Consider the following 19,191-nt stretch of genomic DNA (forward strand, 5'->3'; position numbering starts at 1 on the left):
TGTCAAGCTGATTACCGATGCGGCGCAGACGACGCTTACGAAAAATCCAACATCCGGCGGACCAATAAATGGCGCACAGCAAAATGCTGGACGTCTAATCGCAGCTGGATGAAACCTCAGCGGCAGGTCAACGGTTCAGAAACTCTATCTCAACGTTTTGAGAAAGTGAAATACTTGTGCAGGAAATAACTTGTTATGGTTGGGCTGAGAACACCGATACTATGGGCGACCGTCTCGGAGTGGCGCACAAACCCGATCCAGGGGAAAACATAGTCCTCAAGGCCGACGCTGATAAGCCAGATCTGGAAAAGTGCGAAAAGATTGACCAATCCGAAACGAATGTACTCCTGGTGGAGATGACGGCCGGAGCGCTCGAAAGCGAACGCCCTCATCAAAACATAGGCCGTTGTCATGCCGAATAGATAAGCAATAATGATGGCGGGCGTGAAGCCCATAAAATTGGACAGCTCGATCCGCGTGAGAATGTTGACCAGAGCGGCAACGCCTCCTGCAAACAGGAATCGCATGAACGGTGACCGAAAGCTGGCCTCTAAAAAGGCCCTCATCCGTCAATAGCCTCGGCCATCATCTGGCCGTAACGCACACTCTCGGCAATACCTCTGTCTTCCGGATAATAATAGCAGGTGTCAGCGATCTGCAGGCCTCTAATCGGGGTCTCGATCGGTGGCAATTTGTCGAGGAAATCGGGCTCGCACACAGGCTGAGCATAACGAAGACGCCCGACAGTCGAATCCAGGAGATCGGTATCCTTGATCTCCGGATTGATCTTGCGAATATATGAGAAGGCCTCGTCAACAAACTGCTGATCGGTCCAGTTCCACTTCGACTGTGTCGTCGGCATATAATACGGCACATAGACGATAGTATCTTTAACAGGGCGGAGATTTGAAAATTCAATCAGCCCTGGAACCTCCATCCCCTCTTCGACAATATTCAGCCAGAAATTCTTGCTGATTGAAGTCTTCAAGCGAAGCAGCAGGCAGACAACGCCGATATTCTTGATCGCATCATATTGATCTTTCCAGTCCTGCGGCAGGTCTGGAACCAGGTTGGAAACCAGAGGGGTCGGCACAGTCGAAATCACAGCATCCGCTTCGAAAAAGCGATCGCCGGCCTTCACGCCCGAGACGCGACCATTTTCAGCAACGACTTGCTCTACCTTGGTTGCCAGATGCAGGCGACCGCCATTTTCCTCATACGCAGAAACCAAAGCATCCACGAGTGTCTGGCTACCGCCTTCTATGTACCCGAGCTCTTCCTGAAACACCGTTTTCCGGGAGTTTCCGACACGTCTGACGCGCGTTGCGATCCAGGAAGCCGAAATTTCATCTGCCAGCTCGTAAAACTTCAGATCCATCAGCCGCTTCCAGAGCGTATTGTAGACCTCTTTTCCGGAGCCTTTTTCCAGCCATTCGCGTGCGGTAAGGGACTCGATTTTCCTGAAGTTCTTGGCCTTGGTCGTCAGGAACATATGCAGGCCAGTGCGCAGTTTGGCGCCAAAGCTGAGATGCGGGAAACGAAGCAACGCAAAGGGCTCACCCCAAGCATGGATCTTGCCCTTGATATAATACGCCATCGATGTTGCGCGCCAGCGAAGCTTATCTTCTATCCCCAGCTCTTTCATCAACGCGAAAGTCGGCTCGTCCGACTTGCAAATGAAATGGTAGAAACGTTCGATGGACAAGCCGCCAAAGTCGAAATGTGCGGCCATACCGCCGGGCACGCTGTCGATTTCAATAAGGTCAACCTCGTGGCCAAGCTTCGCCGCCCGATAGGCTGCGGCAAGCCCCATGGCGCCAGCTCCGATTACAACGACTCGACTCATTCCACTATCCTTCAAAAATCCAGTACGATCTTGCCATAGGTCGAATCGAGATAGGTCTCGCGGATCGCATCCCTAAGTGGGGTCGCGGACACATCAAATATCTGCGGCCAGTCTATAACCGGAAAGGTCTCTGGCAGGACCAGCGCTTCGAGCTGGCTGGTGGTGAAGGGAGGGTTGCTGTTCAGCTTGCCATAGACGAACAGAAGCAACCAAAACAGGCTGTACGGAATGTGCACGATTCGGGCCTTGGGCTTCACCGTCTCATGGATCAGCCGGATGAGATCACCGTAGTAGATCTTTTCGAGGCCGGAGATATCGTACGTGCCGGTCTTTTGGCTATCGAGCGATGATATGATGATCGCTGCAAAGTCACCGACATAAAGCGGCTGACGTGTAAACTTGCCATCGCGCGGAATTGGGAACACGGCGGTCCGATCCATGAAACGACGCAACCAACCGAGATGCTTCCTGTCAAACCAGCCAAACATCAATGTCGGACGAAGCACCACATGCGGGATATCCTTCACCTGATCAATCAGTTGCTCCTGACGGGTCTTCGTCTGCGTGTAAAAGTCATCGGCTTCCGAGTTGACGACGGAAGATGAGATGTGAACGAAATAGGGCACTTTGTGGCGACGCATGGCGGCGACAATGTTTTCCGTCGCGACAACATTGTTGTCGATAAACTCCTGCTCATCAAGCCCGCCGATTTGCGCCTGGTTCAGCAGAACGGAATCAGCTCCTTCAAAATGAACTTCCCAGTCGCCCGGCTCAGCCAGGTCCGCTTCCACTACCTCAATTTCCGGATGGAGCTTGCGAAGCAGTGCGGTATTGGTCGGATGTTTGTCAATCGCCAGAAGCTTCAAGTCGGGCCGGTTGCTGAGGCGTGCAATGACATTCTGGCCAACCAGACCAGCGGCGCCGGTAATAACAAGTTTTTTCATCAAATATCCATTCGGTTGAAAATCGCAGACGGAAGATTGCGAATGATCAACATGATGTAGCGCCAGAACCAGGGGGCATAGTGAATGCCACCTTTGCGACCGCATCTTTCGACTACTTTGGCGATTTGTTCGGGAGTGGCCCACAGCAATCCGCCGCGTTCCATGCCCTCTGTCATGGGTGTAATCGTCGGGCCGGGTTTCACGAGACCGGCCCGTGGCCCCTTGTTGGCGAAGCGATGGGAAATCCCCTCAACAAGAGTCTCGAGTCCAGCCTTTGCCGCTCCATAAACAAAATTCGCGCGTCGACCGCGATCACCGGCAACGGAACCGATGACTACCAGGTTTCCATGACCCTGGCTCTCAAGCAGATTGGCCGCAGCAAGACACCATTGTGCAGCAGACGTGAAGTTCACCGCCAATATCTCGGCAGCGACCTTTTCATCCTGCTCGGCTTCGGGTTGGTTGCCGAGCGTTCCATAGGCGAGAAGTATAAGGTCAACGCCGCCGATCAGCTCTCGCGCATGATTCAGACCGGCGTCCTTATCGCCACAGTTCCCAAGGTCAGCCACAAGCGTCTTGACCAAAACCGCACCGCGCACAACGAGGTCATTCGCTATGACGACAAGCCGGTCTTCATTGCGGCCGACAAGCACGATCTCAGCCTTTTTCGCTGCGTAAAGCTTGGCTGTCTCCGTCGCAATGGCGGACGTGCCACCGAGGATCACGACCTTCATGTTTAGTCCCCCACATATGAAACGCGCTGCCAGAAAAGCGATGAAAAACCCGGATCGACATGGTTGGAGAATGCCTGCCAGTTCTCAAATCCAGATTGGAACATACGAGCAGACATGCGTCCATCCTTAGCCGGGTAAAGCCGACCGCCTGCTTCCTGCACGATATCGTCCAACCGATCAAGAAGGGCAAGCGTCGAAGGCCCATGATTGGGAAAGTCGAGTGCAAGCGTCGTGCCAGGCTTGGGGAAGGAAATCATTCCAGGAGCTTTGCGATGACCAAAGGTTTTCAGGACAGCCAGAAATGATCCCTGTCCGCCACGTTCGATCGCGTTCAACATCTCGCGTGTTGCATCCCGCTGATTTTCCGGAGGAACAACCGACTGATACTGGAACATGCCGCCGCGTCCATACATTCGGTTCCAATGTCCGATTGAATCAAGAGGATAGAAGAACGGATAAAGCGACACAGTCGCATTTTTTCGAGAAAGGCGTCCTTTCCAGTAATACAGTTTGTTGAAAGTCGAAATTGAATACCGATTCATGCACATCGTCGGCAGTTCGACCGGCATTGAAAAGCGTGTATTGCCTGCCCTAGGCCGGGCCGCCCCGTTCTTTGCATGGTTGCCGCGCACGAAAAGCCCGCGCCCTGTTGAAAGTCCGCCGGCCATGCAGTCGATCCAAGACACCGTGTATTCATGCGTTTCATCGCTTCTGCTGGACAGCTCGAAAAATTCATCGAGATTGCCAAAGGCGATCGTCTCCGCATCTATATAGCCATTCGACGCAGGAACTACTTCGAGCTCGACCCAGGTGATGAGGCCAGTCAAACCAAGGCCTCCAATCGTGGCGCGGAACAGTCCGCTTTGGTCGTCCGGACCGAGAATTATCTCCCGCCCATCGGAACGGAGCAGACCCAGCTTTCGCACCCAATCTCCGATGGAGCCATTTCTGTGATGGTTTTTGCCATGAACGTCATTGGCCACGGCACCGCCGAGCGTAACAAAACGTGTCCCCGGTGTGACCGGCAGAAAAAGCTGGTTCTCAAGAAGCAAAGGAATAAGCATATCGAAAGAGGCGCCGGCTTCCGCTCGCAACAACCTGTTCTCTCGATCAAGTGAGATCATTCTCGAGACCTGGTCCATCCTGATTACGGCACCAGCCGGATTGAGGACGCTATCTCCGTATGACCGGCGCAGTCCGGCAGCCAGCAATGGCTGATCTTTCCCGACAGCGGTTGCCACCAGGCCCTGCAGTTCATCCCGCCAATGTGGGACGGCGACCCGATGCTGTGCCTTGACGACACGGCCCCAAGACTGGAAATCATCTACAACATGAAAGCGGTTCATAGCGCACCGACGAACAACAACGCGATCAGCAGTGCAAGCCATAGACTTACACGATCGCGAATGGCAAAGCTGACCGGATCATCCGTCATCTTGCCGCGATGGGAAAGAAGCCAGATGCGCCCAAGCCAGATCGAAAGCAGAAGTGGAATCCCCCCCAGTAACTCGGGACGGGCATAGGCGTTCCCGGGGAGCATTTCCTGCAATATAAACAAAACGATCACGACGAGCGATGCCAATGCTGCTCCGACACCAATCGCCAGCGTCAACGGTTCATCCTCAGGCTCATAACCGCGCGCCCTCAGACTTTCGCTTCCCAAGGCGCTTGCACGCAGTATTTCTGTATGCCGCTTCGCTGCAGCCAGGGAGAAAAAGAAGAAAACAGCGAAGGTGAGCAGCCAAGCCGGGCTCGGTCCGTCAATCAAGACGATGCCCACGACGAGACGGATGGTGAACAACACTCCGATAACCAGCATATCCAACAGAGGCACGCGCTTCAGTCCGAGTGAATAAGCACCAGTGAGCACGAGATAGCCCAGAAGCGCCAGGAGAAGCTTCAGCGACAAGAACGCGGCAATCCCGAAGCCGAGGATGAACAAGGCCAACGATAAAGCCAAGCCTGTCCTGATAGACAAAGCACCGCTTGCAAGCGCACGGTTCTTCTTCGACCAGTGAAGACGGTCAGACCTGAGATCGGAAATGTCGTTGAGGAGGTACGTCCCCGACGTAACGGAAAGTAGGGCAATGAAGGCAAGAACAGTCTCCAGAACAAGGGCAATATCCCCCCACGCGTGAGCCAATATGAGCGGGACAAAAACCAGCGCATTCTTGCTCCAGTGATGAACGCGAATGGCCTTGGCAATAGCACTCACGCTCAGGCGCGGATTCTCAAAGCGTTCGAGGACTGGAATATCGAGTCTATCAACTGCCTTCTTGACGTCGCCCGAAATGCCGGCCGTCACGATCCCCTTGCTATGACGCCAGATTTCAAGATCGGCCCGATCGTTGCCAACATAGATGAATCCGTCGGGAAACCGGTCCACCAGATGCCGTGCCTTAGCCGCACCTTTGAGATTCTCACCGTTCGACCCCACAGCAGTCGCAAAAATACCCAATGACGCGGCAACCGCATCGACAATGCGTTGGTCGGCAGCAGAGCAGAGATGAAGTTCACACCCCTCCTGCTTCTTCTGATGCAGCCAGGAAACCAGATCCTCCCGAAAGGGCAGCGGAAAATCGACCAAGGACACCACATCAGCGACCTTTGCCTTGAATGCATGCCGCCCGTTCGCCAATGTCCACGCGCAGGAAAGCAGCGTCTGAGGATGGCGGAAGAGAGCAATCATAAGGCTCTCATGAAGAGAATCGGAATGAACGAGTGTCCCATCCAGATCGACAACTATCGGATATTGAACGTGCTGTGCATTTCCCAAGGGCGTCATCTCGGACGACGAAATCATCATGAGTATTCTCAACTCTTCAAAGGCAGACTTAAAGATAGACGAGCAATATCAGCAGGCAGCAGTTCGACCAAGTCTCGAATATCCATGCAGAATACAATCACCTAGCCATAGACGCCAATTAGCGGACGCCGACGACGCCGATTGCATTGCACGGCTGAGCAAGCCCTAAGTCAAACTGCGGAAAAGTGCGGGGTGCAAGACGGAGACTCTCGGGCCGCGTTCTTCAGCCTGTGGGAATTGGAATGTTCTCGGGACGGTATACCTTGCAGAAATCAAAGACACCCGCAGCTTCATGCGCTGCGAACCAATCGTCGGCTTTGGGAGAAGCGCTCTGTTCCTGCGACCATCGGCAATCGATGATTGCGCCCAGCTGTTTGTCGCCGAATATTTTCGTTGGATTCTCGAAGATAGCGTCTACCTGCTCCTTTGGAAGCCAGTCGGGAACGGCAATACCGCGTCGTCCAGCGTAGTAGGGAACCTCAGAGGACCAATCCTGGCCGAACACAACGATCGCGTCGTCCGGATGGGTGATCTTGCTCGCGAATTGGCCTGCCTGGTATTGGGCCATGTCCGGGTGATCATGCGCGGCTTGGATGAACATGTCATTGGTGAGCGCATAATAGATTTGACTGATGGAAATCACTGCGACGGCAATGGTCGCAATAATCTTGGTCCTTGCGCCGTAGGCGACTGAGATACTTACAGTCACAGCAAGAACCGCAAATATGCCACTGGCATACAGATAATAATCGTGAACGAAATAAAGATTCGTAAATATCATAAATGACGACACGAACACCAGCATCAAGAGTACAACAAGATAAAAGAATTTCGGTCTCGCCACGACGAGAAACAGCGACAACAATGCTGATATGCCGATGATGCCGAACAGGTCTACGAACATTCGCTTCACAACGACGCCCAGCCATAGGCCCTCGCTTATACGTTGAGAAAACGTGCCGAAATTCCATCCTTTAAGTGAGCCTGACATTAAATAGGCAGCTGCAATCGGGTTCTCCGACTTCACGGCATCGCTGTATGCCACCCAGCCGTAACCTATAGCCAGCGGCACCAATCCTGCGATCAGATAGGTGATAGTCAGAGGCACCAGCGCGCTCGATGTCCTTTGCCGATATAGAAGGAACAAGCAAAGAAGGAAACCAGCCAATCCCCAAACCAAAAAGGTTGTTGATTTCGTCAGCGCGGCCAGAGTTCCCATGATCACGCAGATTAAAATCTTCCCGAAGTCCTGCGGCTTCTCAATGTAAAGCAACATTGCGATCCAGGCAGCCGAGAAAAACAGGGCCGTCGATTCCATCATGAAGCTTCGCGACCAGAAGACATAGAGCGGCGAAGACAGGAAAATAATCGAGAAAATTAGAAATGACCTAGGGCCGATGGAGAGTTTGCGAAATATGAAATGAAACGGGATCAGCGTAGCAAGAAAGAAGAGGAACGAAATAGTTCGACCGGCGGCATTCAGTGGAATCCCCATGCGGGCAAAGAGAGCTACAATGCCCTGATATACTGGGAATTCGAAGGGAATTGACCATGGCGCGCCCAGTACCGGCGTCTCGTAGCGCAGCCAGTCACCTCCATGCATAAGCCAATAGGCGGATATCGCTGTTTGCGATTGGCGGAATGCGTGCTTGTCAAATACGACATTATCGAGCGAGGAAGTGAAGAAATAAGCCAAATTGCACAGACTTAAGGCGATTAAAATGTATAAAACCGCGTCGCAATATCGGTCCTTCCTTGCAAACATGTGCCGCTCCTCTTTTCAAACGCCTGGCAGGTAAAAAACCTTGAGAAGGCACCTATATGCTGTGCTGGCCGCTTACCAGGCATTGGCGCTTTCTGCGCGGGTCGATGTCGCATCGTTGCAGTTCTATAAGGCGCTCATTGGTAAGGCCCGTGCCTCCGGATACTCATCGGTAATGTTCCAGTCAAGGTTGCCATATGGTCGCCTCGAAATACCTGCCAGTTTCCGGCGTTTCATGATTCAGTTGGTTCGGGTTGAATTTTCGGAGATTGGTCATGCGCGGGCAGCCTGGTTTTTTGATGTTGATGAGCGGTATGCGCGGTTGAGCGCTGTCGGTGAGCGTTTCGGCGTGAGTGCTGCGAGCGTCAGCCGCTGGCGCAATCTGCACCTCCGTCAGGGTGACGCCCGACCCGGCCCTCTTGGCGGGGATCGGAACTCCCGGAAGACCGAAGCGCATGCGATTGAGATCATGGCCTGGCTCACCGGGAATCACGACGGCATACTGTTCGAACTCCGCGATGCTCTTTCCGCTCAGGACATCATGATCAGCAAGTCGGCACTGCACCGGTTCTTGGTCCGGCATGGCCAGACACGTAAAAAAGACTGGCCACGCGATAGAGCAGAGCCGCCCCGATCTCTTGGAGCAGCGCCAGCGCTGGTTCGACGATCAACTGGACCTTGATCCCGCCAAGCTCGTCTTCATCGATGAAACCTGGACGGCCACGAACACGGCGCACACTCATGGGCGGTGCAAAAAGGGGGAGCGGCTACGCATGGGCTTTCCTCACGGCCACCGAAAGACGACTACGCTCGTTGCGGGCCTGCGCAATACCGGAATGGTCGCGCCGCTCGTGATTGACGGGCCGATCAATGGAGAATGGTTCGAGGCCTATGTCGCGCAGGTTCTCGTCCCAACATTGAAGCCTGGAGATGTCGTCATCCTTGAACCGCGCCGGGTTTGCCGGAGATCCCAACTCCTGAGAAGTCGGGTCTATGACAAGCAAGACGACCAATAAGTATTCGCCAGAGGTCCGCACCCGGGCTGTTCGGATGGTGAAGCGCGCCGAAAACTGGCCCTGTGGCGATACGACTACAACAATATCAGGCCGCACTCATCGCTGGGTAATAAAACGCCGAACGAAGTGCGGAGAGAAATGGAAGAGCTTGATGCGGGCGCCACACAGGCCCCTGCCCACGCAGACCAACCAAACTACCAATCACTAACCCGCAGACTCTCGAATTGAACGTGGGACGCAAGGGGTGCAGGTCACTGCCGTTTGCGGTGCTGACAATATCATATGCGCATGGGGGCGAGCCATGTGTGCGTGGTTCGCAGTGAAGATCTTTCGGCAGATCGGGCGTGGAAGTCCGGCGATCGGGCCGGCCAGCACTTCCGCCTCTGGCGACTGAAAGTAGGCGTAAAGCACGTCGAAATTATTGGGAACGGTGAAGTAAGGCCTCATGGTCCCAGCACTCCCACGACATGCACGAGGGCTGACGCTTGCGTGTGCGCTATGCGCAGCAACCGTGCCTTTTCAGCCCGGGTCAGGTGCGTACACATCTGAAGATCTCTAACGATCGCCATGATTTCGCCAGTGCGGCGATCAAGCTCTTGCAGCCTTGCGCCGCCACCAGCCAGAAGGCAGAGACGAATATACCGCGACTTTTGCTGCTCGCGGCATTGCAGCATATGCCACCGGACTACCGGCGCCTCCGATCGCGTAAGGCGAGTCTGGAAAATTTCCGTCCTTCGAGAACTCATCGCCACTCCTCCTCCGCCAGAGGAAGCGAGTCGATGTACGCCAGCACTTCGGCCAATCGCCATCGGACGGTGCGAGGCCCCAGACGGACGGGTCTCGGGAAATCGAGGTCCTCGCGCAGCCTCCTGTCGATGGAGCTCTCGCTCCATGACAGCAGCTCCATGAGCTTCTGCTTGGGAGTCAGTCGGTGTTCTAGAGGGATTTTTGCCATCGTGGCCTCCGGAGAGTGTTTCGATGGCACGCCAATTTAAACAGATTTTCGGATTTCGATATAGGGGGAGTGGCTGGAAATGTGGAAAGTGGGCGGTTCCGCACGAATTATGTGGATAAACAAACTTCAGGTATTCCAATTCATAAAAGCGCTCGGCGAATTCTCGCGATTGTCCAACCGCCACGATGGCAGGCGCGGTCCAGCCCGCACCCGTTCATTGAACAAAGGGCCAAGAAACTATTTCTTTCCGGAAGATCTGCCATCAATTCTGCGGCCGGTCAGGGTTCTCGGGACGCTGCTCTATGTGATCGGCACCAGAGAGGAATCGAGGCGAGACCTCACCGTCACTTTTAACGGCGATCGTCGATGCACGACGCTGCACCGAGCCGCATTTCACGCGCGAGTGTTGCCATCAGCTCTGCCGCGGGCATGGCCCGCGCGAGCGGCGCACCTTGCCCCGCCCATTGCGCACCGTAACCAGCCTCGCCGCAGGCTTTGGCGGCGGCGTGAAGGGCCTTTCCGGCGTCGTAGGCAATGGGATAGTCGGGCGGCGTGGTTCCGTGAAGCGATGTTTCCGCCAGTTCCGTGAACCGGTTGGCAAGCGCACGTGCCGGCCGGCCGGAAATTGCAGTCGTCAGCCGCGTGTGGAAGGCGCCCGGTCCCTTCAGCGCCGCGCGATAGGCATCATCGGCGGCCGACTCGGGGCAGGCGGTGAAGGCTGTGCCGAGCTGCGCGGCGATCGCGCCGAGATCGCAGGCGGCGGCAATGCCCGCGCCATCCATGATCCCGCCTGCCGCGATGACGGGGATGCCAGTCTTCCTTGCCAGAAGCCGCGTCAGCGCAAATGTACCAAGGCCATCATCAACGGCCAGCGGATCGAACACGCCACGATGCCCGCCGGCCTCGATCCCCTGTGCGATGACGGCATCGAGCCCGGCGGCCTCGACGGCTTCGGCCTCGGCAAGGCTTGTCGCCGTCGCGAAAAGTCGGATGCCAGCGTCCTTCAGGGCAGTGATCGTTTCCGCCGGCGGCAGGCCGAAATGAAAGCTGACGACTGCCGGCTTTTTCTCGACCAGAAGAGACAGCATCTCCGGGTCATCGGAAAAGCTCTTGTAGATGACGCGCAGATCGGACGGCGGCGCGGCGTCGAATTCGGCGAAGACGGGCTCGAGTGCCGCCAGCCATGCCGCCTCCCGTTCCGGGTCCTGCACGGCAGGGCCATGCACGAAGACGTTGACGTTGAAGGGCCGGTCCGTTTGGGCGAAGGTCTCGTCGATCATCGCGCGGGCACCGGCGACATCGCTCGCGCCAATACCGATCGAGCCAAGACCGCCAGCGTTCGACACCGCCGCCGCCAGCGCCGGCGTCGAGACGCCGGCCATCGGCGCCTGAATGATTGGCAGCGTCATTCCGAGTCCTTCAAGCATACGCCATCTCCTTTCACCGTTCCGCATACATATCGACCAGGTCGGCACAAATTCCCTGAAAGAGAATTCACCTTGACGTTTATTTCCATTTAAAGAATATATATTTCCATTGGTTCTGCAATGGAGAATTCCGATGGACCTCGCCACACTCGCCGTCTTCAGGGCCGTCGCCAGAGAGGAAAGCATCACCCGGGCCGCCGAACTGCTGGGTCGCGTGCCATCGAACGTCACCACCCGGATTCAGCAGCTGGAGGCGGAGATTGGCGTGGCGCTGTTTGCCCGCGAGACGCGACGCATGGTGCTGACCAGCGAGGGCAAAACCTATCTCGACTATGCCGAGCGCATCCTCAATCTCGCCGAAGAGGCACGCCAGCAGATCAATCCCGAAGGCCCCGGCGGCACACTGCGCATCGGCTCGATGGAAAGCACGGTCGCAAGCCGCCTGCCCTCATTGCTTGCCACCTTCAACCGCGACTGGCCGGAGGTGGCGATCGAGCTCTCGACGGTGCCGACACGCCAGCTTGTCGATGCGGTTCAGGCCCACCGTATCGACTGCGCCCTCATCGCCATCGCGGTGGATGATGGCTGGAGCGCGCTCGACGCGCTGGAAACAGTCCCCGTCTTTCGCGAGGAGCTCGTCCTGCTCATGCCAAAGGGGCACCGCGCGGTTCGCGCGCCAGCGGACGTGGAGCGCAAGGCGCTGGCAGCCTTCGCGCCGGGCTGCACCTACCGGATGCTGGCGGAGGAGTGGCTGATGGGCGGAAGCCCCGCCCGCTCGCGTCTGAAGATCCAGGAGGTCGGCTCCTACCACGCCATGTTCGCCTGCACTGCGGCGGGGGCCTGCGTTAGCGTCATGCCGAAAAGCGTCGCCGACACGCTGTCCCATCTCGGCTCCGTGGAAGCTCATGGGCTGATGACCGTGGATACCCATCTGGCCTTCCGGCCGGGGTTCGCCACGCCCGCATTCCTCGAATGGCGCAAACGTCTTCTGGCGGCCTCGAACATCGAACCTTCCGCGAGCGCATGAGAGACCGGATGTCAGCAAAGAACTATGCCGGCCCGAAAGACGCTGCCGGGCTTGCCCTGCGTCCGCTTGGGGTTGGCTGCTTCGCCTTTACCGGCGTCTATCCGATGATGGTCTGTCAGGAATTGCCCTGGAAATCCGGCATCGGCAACGCCACCTATGTGCAGAATGGTCGAGAGCCAGCGGCCGATCAGTACGACGGAAGCGATGCGGAAAAGATGACGGTACATTTCGACTTCGATAACAGCTACGCGCGTCTCGGCGGCGCGTTCCACCGGCCTACCGCGCCGTCGCCCGTCACCGCGCCGAGTCTCCTGAAGCTGAACCGGCCACTCGTCAAAGAGCTCGGGCTCGACGCGGATGCGTTGGACACTGCTGAAGGGGTTGAGATCTTCGCCGGCAACCGGCTCCCGACAGGAGCCGAGCCGATCGCGGCCGCTTACGCCGGACATCAATTCGGAAACTTCGTGCCGCAACTCGGCGATGGGCGCGCCATCCTCCTCGGCGAGGTCGTCGACCGAAAGGGTCGGCGTCGCGACATTCAACTGAAAGGGGCTGGCCCCACCATCTTCTCGCGCAGCGGCGACGGACGGGCAGCACTCGGCCCGGTCCTGCGGGAGTATCTCGTCAGCGAGGCCATGGCCGCGCTCGGCATTCCAACCACGCGGGCACTGGCCGCGGTCGCGACGGGAGAGCCAGTCTACCGGGAAACGGCCCTGCCGGGCGCGGTCCTCACGCGTGTTGCCTCCAGCCATATACGCGTCGGCACGTTCCAGTTCTTCGCGGCACGGGGCGATGACCAAGCGGTTCGCCAACTCGCCGACCATGTGATCGACAGGCATTACCCCGAGGCCGCGGGCGCTTCCAATCCCTACCGCGCTCTGCTCGAAGGCGTCTGCGCCCGTCAGGCCGAACTCGTCGCACGCTGGATGCAAATCGGCTTCGTGCACGGCGTCATGAACACCGACAATATGTCCATCACCGGGGAAACGATCGACTACGGCCCGTGCGCCTTCCTCGACGCCTACGATCCCGCGACCGTCTTCTCCTCGATCGACCGGAACGGGCGTTACGCCTACGCCAACCAGCCCGGCATCGCGCACTGGAACCTCTTTCGTCTGGCAGAATGTCTGCTTCCTCATCTCGATCCTGATGAAAACAAGGCCATTGAAGCCGCGCAGGACGTGCTTTCCGGCTATGCCGACGCGTTCAACACCGCTTATCTCGACGGCTTTCGCGCGAAGATCGGTTTGCAGACATCGCAGACGGAAGACGCCGCTTTGATCGAGGATCTTCTTGGGCACATGGCACAGCAGAATGCGGACTTCACCCTGACCTTCCGCAGTCTCGGCAAAGCGGCGGAAAGCGCGCAGGCCGAGGGGGCCGTGCGCGGTCTCTTTGCCGATCCAACCGCTTACGACGGCTGGGCGGTTCGCTGGCGTCAGCGCCTCGAGGCCGAACCGGGAGAGCCGAGTGAACGTCGCGTTGCGATGGATGCGGTGAACCCGGCGATCATTCCGCGCAACCATCTCGTCGAGGAAGCGCTTGCCGCCGCGATGGCCGGCGACCTGGCACCCTTCGAACGCTTGAACAAAGCACTGGCCACGCCCTTCGAGGATCGGGCGGAATTCACCGATTATGCCGACCTTCCGCCGGTGCCCGAGACGGCGTACCGAACCTTCTGCGGCACGTAAGCGCGCGGCGCGCGAGCGACGTAATCCTATTTGGCGGACCGAGGGTGGCTCTTTCAATGGCGGTTATCGGCCTCGTTTCTGTTCGTCCGCAAGGCGCTGCCATTTCGGACTTTCGCAGGATTTCGGTTATACCCGCGAAGCTGCCGTTCGTTGAACGCTGATCAAATGCTTATAAAGGGCGGGAAGCCGTCGATTGCTGGGCCGAGCACCGAAGGCTGCGGTACGGACGAAGCTGAGCTTGGCCCCATGCGTAGGAGTGCATGTCGAGCACTCAAGCGACGGCATTTTCGATGCGTATGTCCCGACCAGGAGGTACATTGAAAAGACGGCCGTATTCCCGGGTAAACTGTGTCACGCTGGCGTAACCAACTGCGTGGGCTGCCTCCGCGATCTTCGTACCCTCCAGCAGCATGAGCCGCCTCGCTTCTATCAGGCGAAGCTGCTTCTGGAACTGGAGCGGTGACAGGGTCGTGATAGCGCGGAAGTGCTTGTGGAACGCGGGCTCTCTCATCGCGGCGGCCTCGGCGAGTTCCTCAACCCGGATCGGACGGGTGTATTCCCGCCGCAGGATGTCGACCGCACGCGCGATCCGTCCCGCGTGGCTGTCTGGCACCCGAGCGCAGCGATGGCCGGGCCGTGAACACCCATGAGAAGCCACTAATGCAGCTCACGCAGCAGGCCGTCGCCAAGCACCGACAGAGCCTCGGGCCGATCCAGCAGCCGCGCAAGGCAAAGCGAGGCATCGATGACCTCTGCGTCGATCGGCTCGACCCTCACAGGCCGCGCCTCACCCGACCGCACGGAGACAGCCGAGCGCAACGCGCGCAGGATCGCGGGATCGAGCTCGAGCGCATAGTAGGGTTCAGCGATGCTGGCGCGGGTGATCCGGCTGACCGTCGGGATATCCGCCGCGATCACCATCGCCTCCCCCGGCGCGTATTCGAAGCTGGCCCCCAGTGTGGTCACGCGCTTCCTTCCCTGCAGCAGCATGGCCACCACGGGCTTCTGGAAGGTCAGCCTCGACTTTCGTGCCAGAATGTACCTTGAAATGTACCTCAACCAACCCTGGAAAGAAAACCATGAATAAAAACATGATCTTGGGACGAGGTAATGGCGGACAGAGAGGGATTCGAACCCTCGATACGGTTTCCCGTATACACGCGTTCCAGGCGTGCGCCTTCAACCACTCGGCCACCTGTCCGTCTGATGCCGTCATCGGAGAAACCGAGCGGCGGGAACGGCGCGATATATACCGATGAAGGCGCGATGATCAACCCGAATTTGTCAGTTTCCTGAAATGATTGCGAGCGGTCGACAATTGCGTGGGTCCATCGCCCGGCTGCGGAACCGGAACTTGTGTCCGTCCGTTTCCATGCTTATCTATTGCGCATTGATTGCCGGGCCTGCGCAGACAAGGAAATGCGCGGCCGGCCCACCCGTTCAAAGGAGAATCAGATGTTTCTCTCGACCCTGAAAAAGGAAAAGACCACGCTGCCGACGGCTGAGACCGCGCTGCCCGGTCGCGCCGAGCCGATCCCCACGGCGCGCGAGCATTTCGTCAATGGTCGTCCGCTCGCCCCGCCCTATCCCGATCACCTGAAGGAAGTGATGCTCGGCATGGGGTGCTTCTGGGGCGCGGAACGGCTGTTGTGGCAGACGCCCGGCGTCTATGTGACCGTCGCCGGTTATTCCGGCGGAATCACCCCCAACCCGACCTATGAGGAAACCTGCACAGGGCTGACCGGCCACACCGAGGTGGTGCGCGTGGTCTATGATCCGCAGCAGGTGAGCCTTGAACAATTGCTCGCGATCTTCTTCGAGGCCCACGACCCGACCCAGGGCATGCGCCAGGGCAATGATATCGGCACGACCTATCGCTCTGCGATCTACCTTGAGGACGAGGACGACCTGGAGCTTGCCGAACGCGTGCGCGACCGCTTCCAGTCCGCCCTGAAGCAAAGCGGCCGGGCCGACCTGATCACCACCGAAATCGCAAAGGCCGGCGCATTCTACCCGGCCGAGGATTATCACCAGCAATATCTGGCCAAGAACCCCGCCGGCTATTGCGGCCTCAGGGGCACCGGCGTCTCCTGCCCGATCGGCTGACCTTACAGGGTTGTCGCCAGCAGATGTTGCCGAAGGGAGCGTTCGCGCTCCCTTTTTCGTCGTCAGCCCCTGTTGATAACCCCGCGCGGATTTTTACCCTTCGGGCAAATTTTGTGATGAAATTTTGTCTGAGCCGTGCAACGATGATGGCAGGGTCGGCCATTGCGCGCCGGCGACCTTCCCGGACAGGGGCCGGGATCTCAGGGTTTCACGCACAGGGAACAGAGCTGCGATATGAAGAAGACCATTTTGAGCCTTATGGCTGTAGCCGCCATGTCGACCACCGCGCTGGCCGCCGATTTCAAACCGGCGCTGGTCTACGGCACGGGCGGCAAGTTCGACAAATCCTTCAATGAATCCGCCTATAACGGCGCCGAAAAGTTCAAGGCCGACACCGGCGTTGAATACCGCGATTTCGAACCCACCGGCGACGCCCAGGGCGAACAGGCGATCCTGAATTTCGCCTCGATGGGCTTCAACCCGGTCGTGGCGCTGTCGTTTGCCTGGAAGTCGGCTGTCGAAAAGATCGCGCCGCAGTTTCCCGATACCGAGTTCTACATCGTCGATGACGTGATCGACGCGCCGAACGTCCAGTCCGTCGTCTTCAAGGAAGAGCAGGGCTCCTATCTGGTCGGCCTTCTCGGCGCGATGAAATCGGAAACCGGCACGGTCGGCTTTGTCGGCGGCATGGATATTCCGTTGATCCACAAATTCGGCTGCGGTTATGCCCAGGGCGCCCATGCGGCCGACGAAAACGTCAAGGTGCTGCGCAACATGGTCGGCACCACCGGCGCTGCCTGGAACGACCCGGTCAAGGCTGGCGAGCTTACCAAGAACCAGATGGACCAGGGCGCCGACGTGATCTACGCGGCAGCCGGCGCCTCCGGCCTCGGCGTGCTGCAGGCCGCCGCCGATGCCGAGAAATATTCGATCGGCGTCGATTCCAACCAGAACTACGTTCATCCCGGCTCGGTTCTGACCTCGATGGTCAAGCGCGTCGACAATGCCGTCTATGACGCCTTCAAGGCCAGCCAGGACGGCAATTTCGAAGCCGGCGTCAACAGCCTGGGCGTGGCCGAGGACGGCGTGGGCTGGGCCTATGACGAAAACAACAAGGCGCTGATCACCGAAGATATGATGGCCGCCGTCGAAAAGGCGAAGGAAGGCATCATCTCCGGGGAGATCGAAGTCCACGACTACTCGGTCGACAACACCTGCCCCTATTGATGTGAACCCTGACGGGCGTCTGCGCGTGTCGCAGACGCCCGTCTTTTGACTTCCGCCCTGCGCTTTTCGTCAAGCGGGCGGCGCCAACCTGCCTGCCTGTCAATGGCTGCGGCAAGACCTGTTGGAGAGTAACAGCATTTGAGCCCCGCGATCGAACTCATCGGCATCGATAAAAGCTTTGGCCCGGTCCATGCCAACAAGGACATCAATCTCACGGTTGAGAAGGGCACGATCCACGGCATTATCGGCGAAAACGGGGCGGGCAAGTCCACGCTGATGTCGATCCTCTACGGCTTCTACCAAGCCGATAATGGCGAAATCCGGGTGAACGGCGACAAGCTTGTGATCGCCGACACTGATGTCGCGATCGATGCCGGCATCGGCATGGTGCATCAGCACTTCATGCTGGTGGAGGATTTCACCGTTCTGGAAAACATCATGCTCGGCGCGGAAGGCGGCGCGTTGCTCGCCAAGGGCGCGAGCGCTGCCCGCAAGGAACTGAAGCGGCTTGAGGAGGAATACGGCCTGGAGGTCGATCCCGACGCGGTGATCGAGGAACTGCCGGTCGGCCTGCAACAGCGCGTCGAAATCCTGAAGGCGATGTTTCGCGGCGCCGAAATCCTGATCCTGGACGAGCCGACTGGCGTGCTGACGCCGTCGGAAGCCGATCACCTGTTCCGCATTCTCGGCATGCTGCGCGACCAGGGCAAGACCATCATTTTCATCACTCACAAGCTGCGCGAGATCATGGCGATCACCGACAAGGTCTCCGTCATGCGCCGCGGCGAGATGGTTGCGACCCGCGACACCGCCGAGACCACAGTGGAGGAGCTTGCCGAGCTCATGGTCGGCCGCCGCGTGCTGCTGCGCGTGGAAAAGGGCGAGGCCAAGCCGGGCGACGTCGCGCTTTCGGTGCGCAATCTCACCGTTCACGACAGCCGCGGCGTGCCGATGGTCAAGAACGTTTCCTTCGATGTGCGCAAGGGCGAGATCGTTGGCATTGCGGGGGTTGCCGGCAACGGCCAGTCGGAGCTGCTGGAGGCGCTGTCCGGCATTCGCAAGCCGCAATCCGGCGAAATCTGGATCGATGGCAAGAAGGTCGTTCACGCCGATCCGGCGAAGATCCGGCACGCGGGCGTTGCCCATATTCCCGAGGACCGTCACCATATGGGGCTGATCCTGCCGTTCGAGGAGCGCGAGAACAATATCCTCGGCTATCATCATCTCGAGAAATATGGCCGCGCCGGGGTGCTTGATCGTCAGGCGATCCTTGAGGACGCCCGCGAGAAGATCGAGAAATACGATATCCGTCCGCCCAATCCGATGCTGAAGACCGCCAATTTCTCCGGCGGCAACCAGCAGAAGATCGTGGTTGCCCGCGAGATCGAGCGCGACCCGGACATCCTGCTCGTCGGCCAGCCGACCCGCGGCGTCGATATCGGCGCGATCGAGTTCATCCACCGCCGCATCATCGACATGCGCGACAGCGGCAAGGCGGTGCTGCTCGTATCCGTTGAGCTGGACGAAATCCGCGGTCTTGCCGACCGCATACTGGTGATGTTCGCCGGCGAGGTCGTCGGCGAAACCACGCCGGCGGCGGACGAACAGAAACTCGGCCTGATGATGGCCGGGATAGCATCTTGAGGTCGA

Annotated in this window: 16 protein-coding genes, 1 tRNA gene and 2 pseudogenes; 7 read left to right on the forward strand and 12 right to left on the reverse strand. The window is 58.1% G+C overall.

Annotated elements, in window-relative coordinates; genetic code table 11:
* Positions 1–149 precede the first annotated feature (149 nt).
* From K7H91_RS10485 to K7H91_RS10515, 7 genes are all read right to left on the reverse strand, one after another.
* Positions 150–527, reverse strand: coding sequence for a GtrA family protein (locus K7H91_RS10485; protein ID WP_230720181.1), 378 nt, complete (start codon positions 525–527; stop codon positions 150–152).
* A gap of 35 nt (positions 528–562) precedes the next feature.
* Positions 563–1,846: an NAD(P)/FAD-dependent oxidoreductase gene (locus K7H91_RS10490; protein ID WP_230720182.1), complete on the reverse strand. Its 1,284-nt coding sequence runs from the start codon at positions 1,844–1,846 to the stop codon at positions 563–565.
* 11 nt (positions 1,847–1,857) lie between these two features.
* Positions 1,858–2,790 (reverse strand): NAD-dependent epimerase/dehydratase family protein, encoded by a 933-nt coding sequence (locus tag K7H91_RS10495; protein ID WP_230720183.1) that lies wholly within the window; start codon positions 2,788–2,790, stop codon positions 1,858–1,860.
* Positions 2,790–3,524: an SDR family NAD(P)-dependent oxidoreductase gene (locus K7H91_RS10500; RefSeq protein ID WP_230720184.1), complete on the reverse strand. Its 735-nt coding sequence runs from the start codon at positions 3,522–3,524 to the stop codon at positions 2,790–2,792. The genes K7H91_RS10495 and K7H91_RS10500 overlap by 1 nt, the downstream gene beginning before the upstream one ends.
* A gap of 2 nt (positions 3,525–3,526) precedes the next feature.
* On the reverse strand, positions 3,527–4,870 hold the full coding sequence (locus K7H91_RS10505) for an FAD-binding oxidoreductase (protein ID WP_230720185.1): 1,344 nt from the start codon (positions 4,868–4,870) through the stop codon (positions 3,527–3,529).
* Entirely contained in the window at positions 4,867–6,330 is a 1,464-nt protein-coding gene (locus K7H91_RS10510) for a UbiA family prenyltransferase (protein ID WP_230720186.1), read from the reverse strand. The genes K7H91_RS10505 and K7H91_RS10510 overlap by 4 nt, the downstream gene beginning before the upstream one ends.
* A 223-nt stretch (positions 6,331–6,553) precedes the next feature.
* Entirely contained in the window at positions 6,554–8,095 is a 1,542-nt protein-coding gene (locus K7H91_RS10515) for an ArnT family glycosyltransferase (RefSeq protein ID WP_230720187.1), read from the reverse strand.
* A gap of 334 nt (positions 8,096–8,429) precedes the next feature.
* Between K7H91_RS10515 and K7H91_RS10520 the strand changes: the two are divergent.
* Positions 8,430–9,039 (forward strand): annotated as a pseudogene (locus tag K7H91_RS10520) (transposase); the annotation flags it as partial.
* A 108-nt stretch (positions 9,040–9,147) separates the two neighbouring features.
* A pseudogene (locus K7H91_RS10525) lies at positions 9,148–9,336 on the forward strand (integrase core domain-containing protein); the annotation flags it as partial.
* Between the two features lie 514 nt (positions 9,337–9,850).
* Here the strand turns inward: K7H91_RS10525 and K7H91_RS25830 are convergent.
* On the reverse strand, positions 9,851–10,063 hold the full coding sequence (locus K7H91_RS25830) for a helix-turn-helix transcriptional regulator (RefSeq protein ID WP_419197474.1): 213 nt from the start codon (positions 10,061–10,063) through the stop codon (positions 9,851–9,853).
* Between the two features lie 350 nt (positions 10,064–10,413).
* Positions 10,414–11,490 (reverse strand): NAD(P)H-dependent flavin oxidoreductase, encoded by a 1,077-nt coding sequence (locus K7H91_RS10530; protein WP_230720188.1) that lies wholly within the window; start codon positions 11,488–11,490, stop codon positions 10,414–10,416.
* Between the two features lie 133 nt (positions 11,491–11,623).
* Here K7H91_RS10530 and K7H91_RS10535 point away from each other — a divergent pair, with 133 nt between their 5' ends.
* On the forward strand, positions 11,624–12,517 hold the full coding sequence (locus K7H91_RS10535; RefSeq protein ID WP_230720189.1) for a LysR substrate-binding domain-containing protein: 894 nt from the start codon (positions 11,624–11,626) through the stop codon (positions 12,515–12,517).
* A gap of 215 nt (positions 12,518–12,732) precedes the next feature.
* On the forward strand, positions 12,733–14,208 hold the full coding sequence (locus K7H91_RS10540) for a protein adenylyltransferase SelO (RefSeq protein ID WP_230720309.1): 1,476 nt from the start codon (positions 12,733–12,735) through the stop codon (positions 14,206–14,208).
* A 271-nt stretch (positions 14,209–14,479) separates the two neighbouring features.
* Here K7H91_RS10540 and K7H91_RS10545 read toward each other — a convergent pair whose 3' ends face one another.
* The 3 genes from K7H91_RS10545 to K7H91_RS10555 all read right to left on the reverse strand — a co-directional run bounded on the left by K7H91_RS10545 (position 14,480) and on the right by K7H91_RS10555 (position 15,409).
* Positions 14,480–14,821 carry a helix-turn-helix transcriptional regulator gene (locus tag K7H91_RS10545; RefSeq protein WP_230720190.1) on the reverse strand — a complete coding sequence of 114 codons (342 nt, stop codon included), beginning with the start codon at positions 14,819–14,821 and terminating at the stop codon, positions 14,480–14,482.
* 44 nt (positions 14,822–14,865) lie between these two features.
* A complete protein-coding gene (locus K7H91_RS10550) occupies positions 14,866–15,267 on the reverse strand; it encodes an AraC family transcriptional regulator (protein WP_269066131.1) in 402 nt (133 codons plus the stop codon).
* 52 nt (positions 15,268–15,319) lie between these two features.
* Positions 15,320–15,409, reverse strand: a tRNA-Ser gene (locus K7H91_RS10555).
* Between the two features lie 254 nt (positions 15,410–15,663).
* Between K7H91_RS10555 and msrA the strand changes: the two genes are divergently transcribed.
* The 3 genes from msrA to K7H91_RS10570 all read left to right on the forward strand — a co-directional run bounded on the left by msrA (position 15,664) and on the right by K7H91_RS10570 (position 19,185).
* On the forward strand, positions 15,664–16,314 hold the full coding sequence (msrA, locus tag K7H91_RS10560; protein WP_230720192.1) for a peptide-methionine (S)-S-oxide reductase MsrA: 651 nt from the start codon (positions 15,664–15,666) through the stop codon (positions 16,312–16,314).
* A 234-nt stretch (positions 16,315–16,548) separates the two neighbouring features.
* Positions 16,549–17,541, forward strand: a complete 993-nt coding sequence (locus K7H91_RS10565) for a BMP family lipoprotein (protein ID WP_230720193.1) — start codon at positions 16,549–16,551, stop codon at positions 17,539–17,541.
* A gap of 138 nt (positions 17,542–17,679) precedes the next feature.
* A complete protein-coding gene (locus K7H91_RS10570) occupies positions 17,680–19,185 on the forward strand; it encodes an ABC transporter ATP-binding protein (protein ID WP_230720194.1) in 1,506 nt (501 codons plus the stop codon).
* Positions 19,186–19,191: the final 6 nt, after the last annotated feature.

The organism is Martelella mediterranea, from assembly GCF_021021415.1.
Classification (GTDB): Bacteria; Pseudomonadota; Alphaproteobacteria; order Rhizobiales; family Rhizobiaceae; genus Martelella; species Martelella mediterranea_C.

What these genes read in the sequence shown, in the direction of transcription:
- K7H91_RS10485 (WP_230720181.1), bottom strand. Translation starts at nt 527, where the DNA reads ATGCGATTCCTGTTTGCAGGAGGCGTTGCCGCTCTGGTCAACATTCTC.
- K7H91_RS10490 (WP_230720182.1), bottom strand. Translation starts at nt 1,846, where the DNA reads ATGAGTCGAGTCGTTGTAATCGGAGCTGGCGCCATGGGGCTTGCCGCA.
- K7H91_RS10495 (WP_230720183.1), bottom strand. Translation starts at nt 2,790, where the DNA reads ATGAAAAAACTTGTTATTACCGGCGCCGCTGGTCTGGTTGGCCAGAAT.
- K7H91_RS10500 (WP_230720184.1), bottom strand. Translation starts at nt 3,524, where the DNA reads ATGAAGGTCGTGATCCTCGGTGGCACGTCCGCCATTGCGACGGAGACA.
- K7H91_RS10505 (WP_230720185.1), bottom strand. Translation starts at nt 4,870, where the DNA reads ATGAACCGCTTTCATGTTGTAGATGATTTCCAGTCTTGGGGCCGTGTC.
- K7H91_RS10510 (WP_230720186.1), bottom strand. Translation starts at nt 6,330, where the DNA reads ATGATGATTTCGTCGTCCGAGATGACGCCCTTGGGAAATGCACAGCAC.
- K7H91_RS10515 (WP_230720187.1), bottom strand. Translation starts at nt 8,095, where the DNA reads ATGTTTGCAAGGAAGGACCGATATTGCGACGCGGTTTTATACATTTTA.
- K7H91_RS25830 (WP_419197474.1), bottom strand. Translation starts at nt 10,063, where the DNA reads ATGGCAAAAATCCCTCTAGAACACCGACTGACTCCCAAGCAGAAGCTC.
- K7H91_RS10530 (WP_230720188.1), bottom strand. Translation starts at nt 11,490, where the DNA reads ATGCTTGAAGGACTCGGAATGACGCTGCCAATCATTCAGGCGCCGATG.
- K7H91_RS10535 (WP_230720189.1), top strand. Translation starts at nt 11,624, where the DNA reads ATGGACCTCGCCACACTCGCCGTCTTCAGGGCCGTCGCCAGAGAGGAA.
- K7H91_RS10540 (WP_230720309.1), top strand. Translation starts at nt 12,733, where the DNA reads ATGACGGTACATTTCGACTTCGATAACAGCTACGCGCGTCTCGGCGGC.
- msrA (WP_230720192.1), top strand. Translation starts at nt 15,664, where the DNA reads ATGTTTCTCTCGACCCTGAAAAAGGAAAAGACCACGCTGCCGACGGCT.
- K7H91_RS10565 (WP_230720193.1), top strand. Translation starts at nt 16,549, where the DNA reads ATGAAGAAGACCATTTTGAGCCTTATGGCTGTAGCCGCCATGTCGACC.